The organism is Bradyrhizobium sp. 87 (assembly GCF_023073015.1).
Lineage (GTDB): Bacteria > Pseudomonadota > Alphaproteobacteria > Rhizobiales > Xanthobacteraceae > Bradyrhizobium > Bradyrhizobium canariense_D.
On the sequence record NZ_JADPIQ010000133.1, the window covers coordinates 115,624 to 131,136 of the forward strand.

The 15,513-nt window shown below is 64.6% G+C and carries 15 protein-coding genes; 3 read left to right on the top strand and 12 right to left on the bottom strand.

Annotated features, from left to right (window positions below; genetic code table 11):
• Nucleotides 1-3 precede the first annotated feature (3 nt).
• Genes IVB50_RS35615 through glpD form a run of 5 tightly spaced genes read right to left on the bottom strand, consistent with a single transcriptional unit; the run spans nt 4 to nt 5,496 of the window.
• Nucleotides 4-810: a carbohydrate ABC transporter permease gene (locus IVB50_RS35615; RefSeq protein WP_018454979.1), complete on the bottom strand. Its 807-nt coding sequence runs from the start codon at nt 808-810 to the stop codon at nt 4-6.
• Nucleotides 810-1,712: a sugar ABC transporter permease gene (locus tag IVB50_RS35620; RefSeq protein ID WP_018454980.1), complete on the bottom strand. Its 903-nt coding sequence runs from the start codon at nt 1,710-1,712 to the stop codon at nt 810-812. Before IVB50_RS35620 ends, IVB50_RS35615 begins: the two co-directional genes overlap by 1 nt.
• Nucleotides 1,712-2,797, bottom strand: coding sequence for an ABC transporter ATP-binding protein (locus IVB50_RS35625; protein WP_018454981.1), 1,086 nt, complete (start codon nt 2,795-2,797; stop codon nt 1,712-1,714). The genes IVB50_RS35620 and IVB50_RS35625 overlap by 1 nt, the downstream gene beginning before the upstream one ends.
• Nucleotides 2,798-2,809: 12 nt before the next feature.
• Nucleotides 2,810-3,949, bottom strand: a complete 1,140-nt coding sequence (locus IVB50_RS35630) for an ABC transporter ATP-binding protein (RefSeq protein ID WP_018454982.1) — start codon at nt 3,947-3,949, stop codon at nt 2,810-2,812.
• Nucleotides 3,946-5,496: a glycerol-3-phosphate dehydrogenase gene (gene glpD / locus IVB50_RS35635; protein ID WP_085361305.1), complete on the bottom strand. Its 1,551-nt coding sequence runs from the start codon at nt 5,494-5,496 to the stop codon at nt 3,946-3,948. Before glpD ends, IVB50_RS35630 begins: the two co-directional genes overlap by 4 nt.
• Before the next feature lie 230 nt (nt 5,497-5,726).
• On the opposite strand from glpD, the gene IVB50_RS35640 reads away from it, so the two are divergent.
• Both IVB50_RS35640 and IVB50_RS35645 read left to right on the top strand, forming a co-directional pair.
• Nucleotides 5,727-6,005, top strand: coding sequence for a type II toxin-antitoxin system Phd/YefM family antitoxin (locus IVB50_RS35640; RefSeq protein ID WP_018454984.1), 279 nt, complete (start codon nt 5,727-5,729; stop codon nt 6,003-6,005).
• Entirely contained in the window at nt 6,002-6,427 is a 426-nt protein-coding gene (locus IVB50_RS35645) for a type II toxin-antitoxin system VapC family toxin (RefSeq protein WP_247299590.1), read from the top strand. Before IVB50_RS35640 ends, IVB50_RS35645 begins: the two co-directional genes overlap by 4 nt.
• A gap of 2 nt (nt 6,428-6,429) precedes the next feature.
• On the opposite strand, the gene IVB50_RS35650 is transcribed toward IVB50_RS35645, so the two are convergent.
• On the bottom strand, nt 6,430-7,272 hold the full coding sequence (locus IVB50_RS35650; RefSeq protein WP_247299592.1) for a DeoR/GlpR family DNA-binding transcription regulator: 843 nt from the start codon (nt 7,270-7,272) through the stop codon (nt 6,430-6,432).
• A gap of 91 nt (nt 7,273-7,363) precedes the next feature.
• A complete protein-coding gene (locus tag IVB50_RS35655; RefSeq protein ID WP_018454987.1) occupies nt 7,364-8,038 on the bottom strand; it encodes an HAD-IA family hydrolase in 675 nt (224 codons plus the stop codon).
• A 154-nt stretch (nt 8,039-8,192) separates the two neighbouring features.
• On the opposite strand from IVB50_RS35655, the gene IVB50_RS35660 reads away from it, so the two are divergent.
• Nucleotides 8,193-8,669 (top strand): nuclear transport factor 2 family protein, encoded by a 477-nt coding sequence (locus IVB50_RS35660; protein ID WP_026232853.1) that lies wholly within the window; start codon nt 8,193-8,195, stop codon nt 8,667-8,669.
• A 230-nt stretch (nt 8,670-8,899) separates the two neighbouring features.
• Here IVB50_RS35660 and IVB50_RS35665 read toward each other — a convergent pair whose 3' ends face one another.
• The 5 genes from IVB50_RS35665 to IVB50_RS35685 all read right to left on the bottom strand — a co-directional run bounded on the left by IVB50_RS35665 (nt 8,900) and on the right by IVB50_RS35685 (nt 15,409).
• On the bottom strand, nt 8,900-9,091 hold the full coding sequence (locus IVB50_RS35665) for a hypothetical protein (RefSeq protein ID WP_018454989.1): 192 nt from the start codon (nt 9,089-9,091) through the stop codon (nt 8,900-8,902).
• Nucleotides 9,092-9,312: 221 nt separating this feature from the next.
• Nucleotides 9,313-9,723, bottom strand: coding sequence for an acyl-CoA thioesterase (locus tag IVB50_RS35670; RefSeq protein WP_018454990.1), 411 nt, complete (start codon nt 9,721-9,723; stop codon nt 9,313-9,315).
• 36 nt (nt 9,724-9,759) lie between these two features.
• Entirely contained in the window at nt 9,760-11,856 is a 2,097-nt protein-coding gene (locus tag IVB50_RS35675; protein WP_247299594.1) for a 3-hydroxyacyl-CoA dehydrogenase NAD-binding domain-containing protein, read from the bottom strand.
• A 2-nt stretch (nt 11,857-11,858) separates the two neighbouring features.
• A complete protein-coding gene (locus tag IVB50_RS35680; protein WP_247299597.1) occupies nt 11,859-13,142 on the bottom strand; it encodes an acetyl-CoA C-acetyltransferase in 1,284 nt (427 codons plus the stop codon).
• On the bottom strand, nt 13,142-15,409 hold the full coding sequence (locus IVB50_RS35685) for an acyl-CoA dehydrogenase (protein WP_018454993.1): 2,268 nt from the start codon (nt 15,407-15,409) through the stop codon (nt 13,142-13,144). Before IVB50_RS35685 ends, IVB50_RS35680 begins: the two co-directional genes overlap by 1 nt.
• Nucleotides 15,410-15,513 lie beyond the last annotated feature (104 nt).

Below are 15,513 nucleotides of genomic sequence, written 5' to 3' on the forward strand. Positions count from 1 at the left end.
TCCCTAGACCCGACCGAGCGCGAAACCGCTCGCGATATAATTGCGGACGAACCAGATCACGAGTGCGCCCGGGATGATCGTCAGCACGCCGGCTGCCGCCAGCAGGCCCCAGTCCATGCCCGCAGCCGACACCGTGCGCGTCATGATCGCCGCGATCGGCTTGGCCGAGACCGAGGTCAGCGTGCGCGCGAGCAGCAGCTCGACCCAGGAGAACATGAAGCAGAAGAAGGCGGCGACGCCGATGCCGCTCGCAATCAGCGGCACCAGGATCTTGATGAAGAAGCGCGGGAAGGAATAGCCGTCGAGGAAGGCGGTCTCGTCGATCTCGCGCGGCACGCCCGAGACGAAGCCTTCCAGGATCCACACCGCCAGCGGGACGTTGAAGATGCAGTGCGCGAGCGCGACCGCCCAGGGCGTATCGAACAGCCCGATCGCCGAATAGAGATTGAAGAACGGCAGGGCATAGACCGCGGCCGGCGCCATGCGGTTCGAGAGCAGCCAGAAGAACAGATGCTTGTCGCCGAGGAAACGGTAGCGCGAGAACGCGTAGGCCGCCGGCAGCGCCACCGAGATCGAGATGATGGTGTTGAGGACGACATATTCCAACGAGTTGATATAGCCGGAATACCAGCTCTCATCGGTGAAGATGCGCTTGTAGTGCTGGAGCGTCGGCGCGTGCGGCCACAGCGTCATCGTCGAGACGATCTCGGCGTTGGTCTTGAAGCTCATGTTGACGAGCCAGTAGATCGGCAACAGCAGGAAGATCAAGAACAGCGCCATGATGAGGCGACGGCCGGGGATCGAGTGCATCACACGGCTCCTTCCTGCGGCTTCCGATCGCTGCCGGCGTTGGTCATGACGGTGTAGAAGATCCAGCAGACGATCAGGATGATGAGATTGTAGACCAGCGACAGCGCGGCGGCCTTGCCGAGGTCGAACTGGCCGAGCGCGATCTTGACCAGCTCGATCGAGACGAAAGTCGTCGAATTGCCGGGCCCCCCACCAGTCACCACGAACGGTTCGGTGTAGATCATGAAACTGTCCATGAAGCGCAGCAGCACCGCGATCAGCAGCACGCGGTTCATCTTCGGCAGCTGGATCGCCTTGAACACGGCCCAACGCGAGGCGCCATCGATCTGCGCCGCCTGGTAATAAGCCTCCGGGATCGACTTAAGTCCGGCATAGCACAGCAGCGCGACCAGGCTGGTCCAGTGCCAGACGTCCATCACGATGACCGTGACCCAGGCGTCGATGTCGTTGGAGACGTAATTATAATCGATGCCGGTCGCATTGAGGACATAGCCGAGCAGGCCGATGTCGGGACGGCCAAAGATCTGCCAGATCGTGCCGACCACGTTCCACGGGATCAGCAGCGGCAACGCGAGGATGACGAGGCAGGCCGCAACCGTCCAGCCCTGGCGCGGCATCGACAGCGCGACGACGATGCCGAGCGGCACCTCGATCGCGAGGATCACCAGCGAGAAGAACAGATTGCGGCCGAGCGAAGCCAGGAAGCGGCCGCCGAGATCGGTCGAAGGATCGAGCAATTCCTTGAACCAGCCGACACCGTTCCAGAAGAACTGGTTGTTGCCGAAGGTGTCCTGCATCGAATAGTTCACCACCGTCATCAACGGCAGCACTGCCGAGAAGGCGACGACCAGGAACACCGGCAGCACCAGGAACCAGGCTTTTTGGTTGATAGTCTTGTCCATCAGGCGGCTCCCTCCACCAGAAGGCTGTCGGCATAGACGTGGACGTGCGACGGATCGAATTTCAGGCCGGCCGTGCCGTCCGGGCTGGTGAAGCCGGCCGGCGCGCGCGCCGCGAGCTTGGCGTCACCGAGCCGCGCGCGCGCGAAGCGGATGCGGCCGAGGTCGTCGACGCGTTCGATCTTCGCACTGAGCAGGCCGGGCGCCGGCGCGACGGCCTCAACGAATTCCGGACGGACGCCGATCTCGATCTTTGCGCCAGCAGGCAGCTTGTCGTAGCTGCGGTTGAGCGCGATCACATGACCGCCGATCTTGGCCTCACGGCCCCTCACCTCGGCCGGCAGGATGTTCATGCCGGGCGAGCCGATGAAATAGCCGACGAACGTGTGCGCCGGCTTGTCGAACAACTCGGCCGGCGTGCCGCTCTGCACCACGCGGCCGTCATGCATGACCACCACGGTGTCGGCGAAGGTCAGCGCCTCGGTCTGGTCGTGGGTGACGTAGATCATCGTCAGGTCGAGCTCGCGATGCAGCGCCTTCAACTTGGAGCGGAGCTGCCATTTCAGCTCGGGGTCGATCACGGTGAGCGGCTCGTCGAACAGCACGGCGGCAACGTCGGAGCGTACCAGGCCGCGGCCGAGCGAGATCTTCTGCTTGGCATCGGCCGTAAGCCGCGTCGCCTTGCGGTTCAGATAGGGCTCGAGGTCGAGCAAGCGGCCGATCTCGGCGACCCGCTTGTCGATCTCAGCCTTCGGCACGCCGCGGTTCTTCAGAGGGAACGCCAAATTTTGCCCCACCGTCATGGTGTCGTAGATCACCGGAAACTGGAACACCTGGGCGATGTTGCGCTTCTGGGTTGACAGCGGTGTGATGTCCTCGCCGTCGAACAGGATTTTCCCCCGCGACGGCGTGATGATGCCGGAGATGACGTTGAGCAGCGTGGTCTTGCCGCAGCCGGACGGCCCGAGCAGCGCATAGGCGCCGCCCTGCCGCCAGGTCATGGTGACAGGCTTGAGAGCAAAGCTGTCCTGCGGGGCATCATTGCCGCCGTAGGAGTGGGCGAGATCGACGAGGTCAATGCGGGCCATGTCGCATCCCCCTCAGGCTTTTTTCTTTGACGCGTTTTCTTCACGCGAACCGCTCGGCACTTCGCTTGAAAACGCTATGGGACCGGGTGCCGCGACCAGCCGGTCGGCAGCATCGAAAACGAACACGTCGTTGGGATCGAGCACGGCATCGAGCGTCTGGCCGGGCTCGAATTCGTGCACGCCGTGCAGCACCGCCACCCAGTTCGATCCGTCGCGGGTCAGATGCACGAAACTCTCCGAACCGGTGATCTCGGTCACCGTTACCGTCGCATGGAAGGCGTGGCGGTCAGTCTCGCCATTGGCAAGTGCGAGCTGATGGGCGCGAAATCCGACGCGATAGGCGCCGTCCGCGAGCGAGGAATAGAGACCGGACGCCGGCGCGGCAATGCCGCCCGCATATTGCACGGAACCGTTCTTCTTCTCGATGCCGACGAGATTCAGCGGCGGATCGGAGAACACCTGCGCGACCCGCAAGGTCTGCGGATGACGGTAGACCTTTGGAGTCTCGCCGATCTGGAGCGCCTCTCCCTGCCACATGCACACCGTGTTGCCGCCGAGCAGCAGCGCCTCGGTCGGCTCGGTGGTGGCATAGACGAAGATCGCGCCGGAGGCCTCGAAGATGCGCGGCAGCTCGGTGCGCAGTTCCTCGCGCAGCTTGTAGTCGAGATTGGCGAGCGGCTCGTCGAGCAGCACGAGGTCGGCGCCCTTCACCAGCGCGCGCGCCATCGCAGTTCGCTGCTGCTGGCCGCCGGAAAGCTGGAGCGGCGTGCGCTTCAGGAACGGCTCGAGCCGGAGCAGCCGGGCGGCTTCCGCAACGCGCGCCTCGATTTCGGCGCGCGGCTTGCCCTGCACGCGCAAAGGCGAAGCGATGTTCTCGTAGACCGACAGCGAGGGGTAGTTGATGAACTGCTGATAGACCATGGCGACCGAGCGCTGGCGCACGTCGACCCCGGTGACGTCCTTGCCGTTGACCAGCAGCTTGCCCGATGTCGGTTTGTCCAGGCCAGCGAGCAGCCGCATGATCGAGGTCTTGCCCGACAGCGTCGGCCCGAGCAGCACGTTGAGCGTGCCGCTCTCGAGCGTCAGCGAGACGTCGCGGATGTGTGGGACCCCGTCGACAGTCCGGGTCACGTGATCGAGTGTCACCGTCATGAGCGTCCTCCGGCTTCCAGCAGGGGACTTTGCTGCACGGCGTGGGTCCTGATCCAGTCGTCCAGCGCCGCGATCTCGTCGGCACTTAGTCGCAGGCCGAGCTTGGAACGGCGCCAGACGATATCTTCGGCGGTGACGGCCCATTCGTTGGCGATGAGATAGCGGACTTCGCGCTCGGTCAGCGTCGCACCGAAGGCCTGGCCGAGATCGACCGCCGATTTCGCATCCCCAAGCAGCTTGATCGCCCTCGTGCCATAGGCGCGCGCCAGGCGCCGCGCATGCTCGTGGCTGAGGAAAGGATAGCCGCGCTGAAGCTCGGCGATCAGGCCGTCGACATCGGACACGCCCATGTCGCCGCCGGGCAGCGGCCATTTGCCGGTCCAGCCTTCGCGTGCTTTCGCACTGCGAAGATAGGGCGCGAGCCGCTCCAGCGCCTCCTCGGCGAGACGGCGATAGGTCGTGATCTTGCCGCCATAGATCGACAGCAGCGGCACGCCGCCGGGCGTGTCGAGTTCGAACACATAGTCGCGCGTCGCGGCCTTGGCTTCGCTGGCCCCGTCGTCATAGAGCGGACGTACGCCGGAGTAGGTCCAAACCACGTCATCGGGCGTGACAGGCTTGGCCAGATATTCGCTCGCCGCCGTGCAGAGATACTGGATCTCTTCGGCCGTCGCCTTCACCTTGGCGGGATCGCCGTCATAGTCGCGGTCGGTGGTGCCGATCAGCGTAAAATCGTCCTGATAGGGAATGACGAAGATGATGCGGCCATCTGCATTCTGGAACATGTAGGCGCGGTCGTGGTCGTAGAGTTTTTTCACGACGATGTGCGAGCCCTGCACCAGGCGCACCTTGGCTTTCGCGTTGACGCCGGCGCCGCGGCCGAGCACATCCTCGACCCAGGGCCCGCCGGCATTGACAACCGCACGGGCCTGGATCGACGAGCGCGCGCCTGTCAGCGTGTCGATCATGCTGACGGTCCAGATGCCGTCTGACTGTTTGATATCCGTCGCGCGAGTGCGGGTGCGGATCTCGGCGCCCTTGTCGGCGGCATCGCGTGCGTTGAGCACGACGAGACGGGCGTCGTCGACGAAGCAGTCGGAATATTCGAACGCGCGGCCGTAGCGGTTCGGGATCAGCGGGCGGCCGACCTCGTCGCGTCGGAGGTCAACCGAGCGCGTCGCCGGCAACAGATGACGGCCACCGATGTGGTCATAGAGAAAGAGGCCGAGGCGCAGCAGCCAGGCTGGCCGCAGGCCCGCATGGTGCGGCAAAACGAAACGCAGGGGGCGAATGATGTGCGGCGCGATGCCCCAGAGAATCTCGCGCTCGATCAGCGCCTCGCGAACCAGCCGGAACTCGTAATATTCGAGATAGCGCAGGCCGCCATGCACCAGCTTGGTCGACCAGGACGACGTCCCGCTCGCCAGATCGTTCATTTCGCACAGGAAAACCGTGTTGCCGCGGCCCACCGCGTCGCGCGCGATGCCGCAGCCGTTAACACCGCCTCCGATAATGGCGAGGTCGAAAATACGATCCAACAGACGCATCCCCCGGCGACCGCCCGTTCAATCGAGCGGTTACTTTCGCTTTTGATTAGATCACACCAGAAAACGAAAGCAAGATGAAAGAGGAGAGAAACGAAGTGAAAGCGGAACTTTTAAGCGGGCACACGGGGGGCGAAATAGGCAGTTCAGGAGGGATTTGAGCGGCATTATTGCTCTTGAAAAGTCGTCGATGACCCTTATTAGTAAGAATAGTCATATTGGTCGTTGTTTGCATGACGGAACACACTGCACCAGATTCACCAGCGACGGACTCGTGGACGCTTGCCAACGCCAAGGCCCGGCTCTCCGAGGTGATCGATCGTGCCCAAGCCGGCCCGCAAATCATCACCCGACACGGCAAGCCCAACGCGGTGATCGTTTCCGTCGAGGAATGGGCGCGCAAGACGGCGCGCAAAGGTACCTTGGCCGAATTCCTGCTGGCTTCGCCGCTGCGCAGCGGCGACCTCGAGCTTGAACGCGTTCACGACGCGCCGCACGACGAGCTGCCGTGAATCTACTGCTCGACACCAACGTGTTGTCGGAGGTCCAGAGGCCCGCCCCTTCGCCGAAAGTCTTGTCATGGCTTGATACGATCGACGAGGATCCTGCGTTCATCAGCGCGGCATCGATCGCCGAGCTTCGTCGCGGCATCGCGTTGCTGGAGGACGGCCGTCGCCGTGCAGCACTGGCCGCCTGGCTTGCCCGCGATCTGCCGGAGCGTTTTGCCGGGCGCACACTGCCGATCGACCACGCGGTCGCGGAACGCTGGGGTGACCTGATGGCTCAGAGTCGCAGAAGCGGTCTCGCATTGTCTGTCATGGACGGCTTCTTTGCCGCGACCGCGCTGGCAAACAACCTCATGCTCGTCACGCGCAATGTGAAGGATTTTGCGGTATTCGGCGTGCCGCTGCTGAACCCGTGGGACAACCCATAGTCCTACCTCAGCCGCACCACCGGCGCGGCCTCGGGCGCTTCTTGTGCCTCGGCCTGAGCCTCATCGACGTCCGCCCCCTTCGACATCGCGGCCATCACCTCGATGCCCTTGCCGTGGCAGATGGTGGCGAGGCGCTCTGGCAATTCCTGGTCGGTGACGAAGGTCTGGATCTGGCTGATATGCGCGATGCGGACCGGCGCGCTGCGCCGGAGCTTGGTGGAATCAGCGACCAGCATGACGCTGCGGGCGTTGGCGATGATGGCCTGCGCCACCTGCACCTCGCGATAGTCGAAGTCGAGCAGCGCGCCCTCCTCGTCGATCGCGGACGCTCCGATGATGGCATAGTCGACCTTGAACTGGCCGATCAGCTGCGTCGCGGTCGAGCCGACCACCGCGCCGTCGGCGCGCCGCACCGTGCCGCCGGCGACCACCACCTCGATGCGGGGATGACGATAGAGCAGCATGGCGACGTTCAGATTGTTGGTGATAACGAGGAGGTCCTCGTGCGAGGTCAGCGCGCTCGCGACCTCCTCGGTCGTGGTGCCGATGTTGATGAAGAGCGAGCAGCCGTTCGGGATCAGCGAGGCGGCCGCGGCTCCAATCGCCTTCTTCTCGTCGGCGGCGACGAAGCGCCGCGCCTCGTAGGCGAGGTTTTCGACGCCGGATGCGATGATGGCGCCGCCATGAATGCGGGTCAGCGAGCGCCGCTCACAGAGGTCGTTGAGATCCTTGCGGATGGTCTGCGCCGAGACCTCGAACCGGCGCGCCAGCTCCTCGACCATGACGCGGCCCGAGGCTCGCGCGATGTTGAGGATTTCGGCTTGGCGATGGGTCAGTCCGGTCACGGCGATGGCCTCAAGTCAGGAAGCTGCATGGTGCGGCGGTTCGCGCGCTCGGTCAATGCGCGCGCCGATCACGGTTAACGGACCAAGGTCCTCACCACGCCATTGCGGCGGCGAGACGCGCCAGCAGCTCCGGATCGTCGAAGGCGCTGGCGGAGGCGATGGCCCCGGCGGCGACGAGATCAGCATGGCTGAGGCTGGTCCGGATACCGATGGTCGGAATGCCGGCCGCTGCGGCCGATTGCACGCCGGTGCGGGAGTCCTCGAACGCGATCGAGGCCATGGCGCTGGCGCCGGCAAAGCGCAACCCTTCCTGATAAGGCAGCGGATGCGGCTTGCCGTGCAACAGCTCGGCACCGATCACGAGCGCCTTGAAGCGGTGCGTGATGCCGAGGCCGGACAGCAGCAGCTCCGCATTGAGCCGCGGGGCATTGGTCACGGCAACCATGGGAATACCGGCCGCATCCGCCCTGTCGAGCAGCGCCATCAGGCCCGGCAGCGGCTCGATCTGCCCGGCAACAAGCGTGCGGAAGACTTCCTCCTTCTCATCGAGGATCAAGGCACGCCGTTCGGGCGCCTCGTCGGGCAGAAAACGCTCGCCGATCGATACATTCGCGAAGCCTTGCAGCTCTCTGGAGAAGCGCGCGTGATCGAAGACGTGGCCGCGAGGGCCGAGCACCAGATTGAACGCCTTCAAGTGCAGCGGATCGGTGTTGGCGAGCGTACCGTCGATGTCGAACAGCAACGCCCTGCCGATAGCCTCGATCATGTCCGTACTTTCCCGAATATATGACGCATCAATACGAAAGCCGTATCAATACAGCGTCAATCGCGCAATGACGCACGTGCATGACCAATACGCGACCCTCGACAAAGTCGCGTGCGACTGCAACACTCCATGCAAGACCAAAAAGGAGGAAACGATGACGATCAACCGACGCGATCTCGCTCTCTCGACTCTTGCCGTCCCAGCTCTTGCCGTCTCCACTCTTGCAGTTTCAGCGCTCACGACACCGGTGCTGGCGGCCTCGGCCGACGAGGAAGCCGTGGCGAAGAAGGTCGAGGCGTTCCGTCTCGCCCAGATCGCGGCCGATCCCAAGGCGCTCGGCGCACTCTGCGCCGAAGAGGTGAGCTACAGCCATTCCAGCGGCAAGGTCGAGGACAAGGCGACCTTCATCGCCAACGCCACCGACGGCAAATCCAAATTCCTGTCGATCGAGTACAAGGACCCGACCATCAAGGTCGTCGGCCCCGCCGCGATCGTGCGCTTCCACTGGGTGGCGGAACAAGAGATGGCGGCTGATGGGAAAAAAGTGCCGACCAACCTTCACATCCTGATGAACTGGCAGAAGCAGGGCGACGACTGGAAGCTGCTCTCACGGGCGGCGACGAAGTTGTGAACAACGGCTCTTCCCCTCTCCGTTGCGGGAGAGGGTGGCTTCGCGAAGCGAAGTCGGGTGAGGGGTTTCTGTCCGACAACGAATCCTCTCGCATTGGAATTCGCGGAGACGACCCCTCATCCGGCGCTACGCGCCACCTTCTCCAACAAGGCGAGAAGGGAAGGCAGAGTTCGCGGCAAAAGATTCCCACCTCTCGGGCCACACGCGGCCCGGAATGACCCGCGGGAGGACTAAGCCGCTTCCTTCACATCACCGTTAACCAGCTTGCGCGCGGCGCGCTCGGCTTCGCGGGCGTTGCGGAAGAGCTGGCCTTCGAGACGGTTGAAGCGGCTGGACGAGGCGAAAAAGCAGTAGCCTCCCTGGGAACGAACGACGATACCTGCGGTCTGCGAATCGACTTCGATGATGTAGCTGTCCGGCATGGTCCGTGGATTCCTCAGTGCGGGCAAACAACGGCAGTTCTGCCCAAAGGTTCCTGGGCATTTTGACGCCGTTTCCACCCCGGATCGACACGCGACGGAGTACGCCGGGACCTCATCCGTTTTATGACTGGTTCTGGCAAAGCCGCGGCGGCGGGACTCAGTCGCGCCGCGTTTGGTGTTGCCGCACGCATCAGACAGATGAGGCGCAACGCCGCGTGCGATTACGTCGCGATCGCGGTGTCGGTCGGGCGAACCGGCTGCGGGCGGCCGTGCTCGTCGATCGAGACGTAGGTGAAGTTGCCGTCGGTGACGAGGAACGGTTGCTGCTCGCCGCGGCGCAGCGCCCATGCTTCCAGATGCACGGTGATGGAGGTGCGCCCGACGCGAACGAGGTGGGCGTGGACCGAAACGAGATCGCCGACATAGACGGCCTTGCGGAAATTCATCGCCTCGATGGCGACGGTCACGGTGCGCGACTTCGCGACCTTTGACGCAAACACGCCGCCGCCGACGTCCATCTGGCTGAGCAGCCAGCCGCCGAAGATGTCACCGTTGGCGTTGGTGTCGGCAGGCATCGCCAGCGTGCGAATGCAGAGATCGCCGCCCGGCCCGGCATCGGCTTGCTCGTTCATGCCGCTCTCACTTGAAGATTGCTCACTTGAAATTGCTCACTTGAAATTGTCCCAGCCCGGATCCGGCGCAAAGCGCTCGCCGAATCTTCCGGCCAGCGCGCGCAAGGTGGATACGACATGATCGACGCCACGCGTGCGCGCATAATTCAACGGGCCGCCACGGAACGGTGCATAACCGGTGCCGAAGATCATGGCGCCGTCGACCATGTCGGCATCATCCACGATACCCTCGCGAAGCGCCGCGACGCAGACGTTGGACATCGGCAGCACCAGGCGGTCGATCATCTGGTCGGTGACGCGCGGACCGGTCTCGGGCAACGGCGCCTTCTCGGCCTTGCCGTCACGCCAGACGTAAAAGCCCTTGCCGGTCTTGCGGCCGAGTTCGCCCTTGGCGACCTTCTCGCGCAGCCAGGCCGGCGTCGGCGGCAGCAGATCGCCGAACTTGGTGCGCAGCATGTCGCCGACATCGAGACAAATGTCGAGCCCGACCTGGTCGGCCAGTTCGATCGGCCCCATCGGCATGCCGAACTGCTCCGCGGCGGCGTCGATCAGGCGCTGGTCGATCTTCTCGTCCAGCATCACCATCGCTTCCAGCATGTAAGGCGTCAGCGCGCGGTTGACGAGGAAGCCCGGCGAGCTCTTCACCGGCAACGGCAGCCGATCGATCGCGCCGACGAAGGCGAGTGCCTCCTTCAGCACCTGCGTATCGTTACCGTCATGGCTGACGACTTCGACCAGTTGCAACCGCGACACCGGGTTGAAGAAGTGGAGACCGACCAGCCGCTCCGGCCGCGCCAGCGTGGTGCGCAAATCCTGCAGCGGAATGCTCGACGTGTTGGTCGCGAGGATCGCGCCCGGCTTCATTCGCGGCTCGAGGCCGGCATAGACCTTCTGCTTGAGCTCGAGCTTCTCCGGGACCGCCTCGATGATGAGATCGGCGTTGCGGACGCCCTCCCCATCCATGTCAGGCATGAGGCGATCGAGCGCGTCGCGCACCTCGGTCGGCTTGCGGATGATCTTGCCGTAGAGCTCGGCGGCGCGCTTGACTGCGCCCGCGATCGGCTCCGCCTTCATGTCGGCGAGCGAGACGCGCACCCCCTGCCCCGCGCACCAGGCCGCGATGTCGCCGCCCATGGCGCCCGCGCCGATGACGTGGGCATGCCTGATCGTGTTGCCGGAGCCTGCCGCTTTCTTCATCTGCTCGCGCAGGAAGAACACGCGGATCAAATTCTGCGCGGTCGGCGTCACCATCAGCTTGGCGAACGAGGCCTGCTCTGCCCCGAGCATCGCGGCCTTGCTGCCGCCATGGGTCTCCCAGAGATCGATCAAGGCATAGGGCGCCGGATAATGCTCGCGGGACGCGGCCTTCGCCGCCTCCGATCGCATCCGTTTGGCCAGCAGCCCGCGCACCGGGCCGAAATTCGCCGCACGCGTCAGAAAACCCGGCCGCGCCCTCTTGAGGCGGCCGAACAGCGCATCCTTGACGGCATTGCGAACGTGGCGCTCCTGCGTCACGGTGTCGACGAGGCCGAGCGATCTGGCGCGGCGGGCATCAATGGTGCGGCCGGTCAGCATCAGGGCCATCGATTGTGTCGGATTGACCAGCGCAGTGAAACGCGCGGTGCCGCCGAGACCGGGATGTAGCCCCAGCATCACCTCAGGGAAACCGAAGCGCGCGCCGTCGATCGCGATGCGCGATTGGCAGGCGAGCGCGACTTCGAGCCCGCCGCCGAGGCAGAAGCCGTGGATCACCGCGACCGTCGGCAGCTTCAGCGCTTCAAGATGATCGACCACCGCATGGGCGGCGCGGATCCGCGTCTCCACCATCCCGGCGTCACTGGCGCCGCGAAATTCGTTGACGTCGGCGCCCGCGATGAAGCCGGACGGCTTTGCGGAGCGGATCACGAGGCCGGCAGGGCGCTCGGTCTCGATCGCCGCCAGCACGGCGTCGAACTCCTCCATCACCTCCGAGGACAGCGTGTTGGCGCTGGCGTCAGTGCGGTCAAACAGCAGCCAGGCGACACCGTCGGCGTCGCGCGTCAGCTTGAAGTGCTTGTAGGGACGATCGGCGGCGGGCTTGGGCCCGAGCTCCAGCACGCGGTCGCCGAGCGCGGTCATGATCCTGGAATCCATGGTCATACCGCCTCGATCAGCATGGCGCCGCCGAGCCCGCCGCCGATGCATTCGGTGGCAACGCCGCGCCGCGTGCCGAGCCGCTTCATGGTGTTGACGAGATGCAGCACGATGCGATTGCCGGACGTGCCGACGGGATGCCCGAGCGAGATAGCGCCGCCATCGACGTTGAGTTTGTCGCGGTCGACCTCGCCGGCAGCGCCCTCCAGTCCCAAAATCTCGCGGCAGAACTTGTCGTCATTCCAGGCGGCGAGGCAGCCGAGCACTTGGGTGGCGAACGCCTCGTTGAGCTCCCAGGTCTCGACGTCCTGGATGGTGAGATCATTGCGCTTCAGTAACGGCGTCGCCGACATCACAGGACCGAGACCCATGATGCTTGGATCGAGTGCGGCCCAGTTGCTGTCGACGATGACGGCCTTCGGCGTCAGCTTGTGCCTGGCGACCGCTTCGTCGGACGCCAGGATCACCCAGGACGCGCCATCGGTGATCTGCGAGGAATTGCCGGCGGTGACCTGGCCCCAGGGACGCTCGAACACGGGCCGGAGTTTTGCGAGCCTCTCGGCCGTCGAGTCCGGACGCACGCCATCATCATGGTCGAAGAATTTTCCGTCGCGGGAGAACGCGGTTTCGACTTCGCCCTTGAGAAAACCTTCCGCCTGCGCATGCGCGAGCCGGCGATGGCTCTCGGCGGCATAGGCATCGGACTGCGCACGGGTGATGCCGAAGAGATGGCCGACGACTTCGGCCGTCTGGCCCATGTTGAGATCGGTAATAGGATCGGTCAGCCCGCGCTCGAGGCCGATGATCGGTTTGAGATAGCGCGGCCGCAGCTTGAAGGCCGCGGCAAGCTTCGCGGCGACGCCCTTGGCGGTGGCGAGGCCGGCGAACCAGCGCACGCCGGAATTGGGCCAGACCAGCGGCGCGTGGCTCAAGGCCTCGGTGCCGCCGGCCAGGATCATGTCGGCATGGCCCTCGCGGATGTAGCGGTACGCGGTGTCGATCGACTGCATGCCGGATCCGCAATTGATCTGAACGGTGAAGGCGACCATGTCCTCGCCCATGCCGAGCCGGAGCGCGGCGACGCGAGCCGGGTTCATTTCGTCCGCGATCACGTTGACGCAGCCGAGGATGACCTGGTCGAAGGTATCAGGCGAAAACGGCTGACGCGCCAGCAGTGGCCGGCCGCATTGCACGGCGAGATCGACCGGCGTGAACGGCCCCGGCCCCGAACGCGCCTTCAAAAACGGCGTCCGACTGCCGTCGACGATGAAAACCGGTCGTGCCATCAGCTCGCCGCCCTTTGTTCACCGAGTTCCTGGAAGAACTGATGCACGTCGCCGGTTTTCTTGTAAATCGGCGACAGCGCCTCCGGCGCAAAATCGTCGACCTCGATCACCTTTGTAACGGCTTCGCGGGCCGCGGCCAGCTGCTCGCCCTCCGCCTGCGTGATCACACCCTTGGCCACCGCATCCTTCCAGTCGCTCAGATGAGCCGCGCGCATGCGCCTGGCGATGGCGTCCGCACCTGCGATCAGGTTGAACGCGCGCTCCAGCCGGGCGAAGCCGCCATCGTCGTCGACATAAGCGAGATCGGGCGTGAGGCGGTCGCGCGCGGCCGACGGCTCCAGCACGAGGCTCGCGCATTGATGCACGACCCGGTCGGAGGGACCCAGCACGCGGGCGCCGAAGGGCTGGACCACGAATTTGAGGATGCCTGCGACGAAGCGGTTCGGCAGATTGGCGAGAATCTCGGCAAGCCGGTTCTCGATGGTCCGAAAGCCCGTCGCCATGCACCATTCGAGCGCGGCAAAATCCTCCTTCTGCCGGCCCTCGTCCTGCCAGCGCTTCAGCGCGGCAGAGAGCAGATACAGCTCGGACAGGATGTCGCCGAAGCGCGCCGACAGCATCTCTTTGCGCTTGAGCGCGCCGCCGAGCGTCAACAGCGCCATATCGGCGCAGAGGGCAAAAGCCGCCGAGTAGCGCGAGAGCTGACGATAGAATGGCCTGGCGTCACCCGCATCGGGTGCAAGCGCGAAGACACCAAAGCTCCAGCTCCGGCCGAACGCGCGCAAGAGTGTCTCGAAGCTGTGGCCGACATGTTTCCAGAACACCTTGTCGAAGGCGGTGAGCCCGCGCTCGCGATCGGCATCGGCAAGCGCATTCATCTCGTCGAGCAGATAGGGATGGGCGCGGATGGCGCCCTGTCCGAACACGATGAGATTGCGGGTGAGGATATTGGCGCCCTCGACGGTGATGCCGACCGGAACGGCGCGGTGGAGATTGCCGAGATAGTTTTGCGGACCGTCGATCACGGCCTTGCCGCCATGGATGTCCATAGCGTCGTCGACCGCGGTGCGCATCCGCTCGGTCGCGTGCAGCTTCATGATGCCCGAGATGACGGCGGGATGGATCCCGGCATTCAGTGCCGCGCAGGTCAGCCGTCGCGCCGCGTCGAGCTGATAGGCAGTGGCGACAATGCGGGCGAGCGGCTCCTCGACGCCCTCGAATTTGGAGATGGAGATGCCGAACTGCTCGCGGATGCGGGCATAGGCGCCGGTGGTGCGGGCGGCATAGGCGGCGCCGGCGGCGGAGAGCGACGGCAACGAGATGCCGCGGCCGGCGGCGAGCGCCGTCATCAGCATCTTCCAGCCCTGCCCCAGCCGCGCCTGGCCGCCGATGACGTAGTCGAGCGGAATGAAAACGTCGCGGCCCCAGTTCGGACCGTTCTGGAAGACCTGCATCGAGGGCAAATGGCGTTTGCCGATTTCGACGCCGGGAAGATTGGTCGGGATCAGCGCCACGCTGATGCCGAGCTCTTCCTGGTCGCCGACGAGATAATCGGGATCATAGGCCTTGAAGGCGAGGCCAAGCAGCGTCGCGACGGGGCCGAGCGTGATGTAGCGCTTGTGCCAGTTGAGCTTCAGGCCCAGCACCTCCTGGCCCTCGAAGGTGCCTTTGCAGATGATGCCGGTGTCGACCATCGAGGCGGCATCAGAGCCGGCCTCGGGGCTGGTGAGGCCGAAGCAGGGAATGTCGCGGCCATCGGCAAGACGCGGCAGCCAGCGCTGCTGCTGCTCCTTCGTGCCGAAGTGCATCAGGAGCTCGCCGGGGCCCAACGAGTTCGGCACCATCACCGTCACCGCGGCGGCGATCGAGCGGGTCGATATCTTGCGCACCACTTCCGAATGCGCATAGGGCGAGAAGCCGAGGCCGCCGAACTCCTTCGGAATGATCATGCCGAAGAATTTTTCGCGCTTGACGAAGTGCCAGACATCGGGCGGCAGGTCGCGCCATTCCCAAAAGATCTTCCACTCGTCGAGCATGGCGCAAAGCTCGTCGACGGGGCCGTTGAGGAAGGCCCGCTCCTCTTCGGTCAGCGTTGCCTGCGGGACCTTCAGCAGCTTCGACCAATCGGGGTTGCCGGTGAAGAGATCGGCGTCCCACCAGACGTCGCCGGCCTCCAGCGCCTCGCGCTCGGTGTCCGACATCGCCGGCAGCACGCCGCGCGCCCAGGAGAAAATCGGCTTGGTCAGGGTGTCGCGGCGGAAGCTCATGGCGGACCTCATGCATCGGCGCGGTGATCGGGCATTTTAGCGGAAAGTGGCCGGCGGCGGTGAAGACTTCGCCTGCGGAAAGACGCGAATTGACGCGGCCGGGC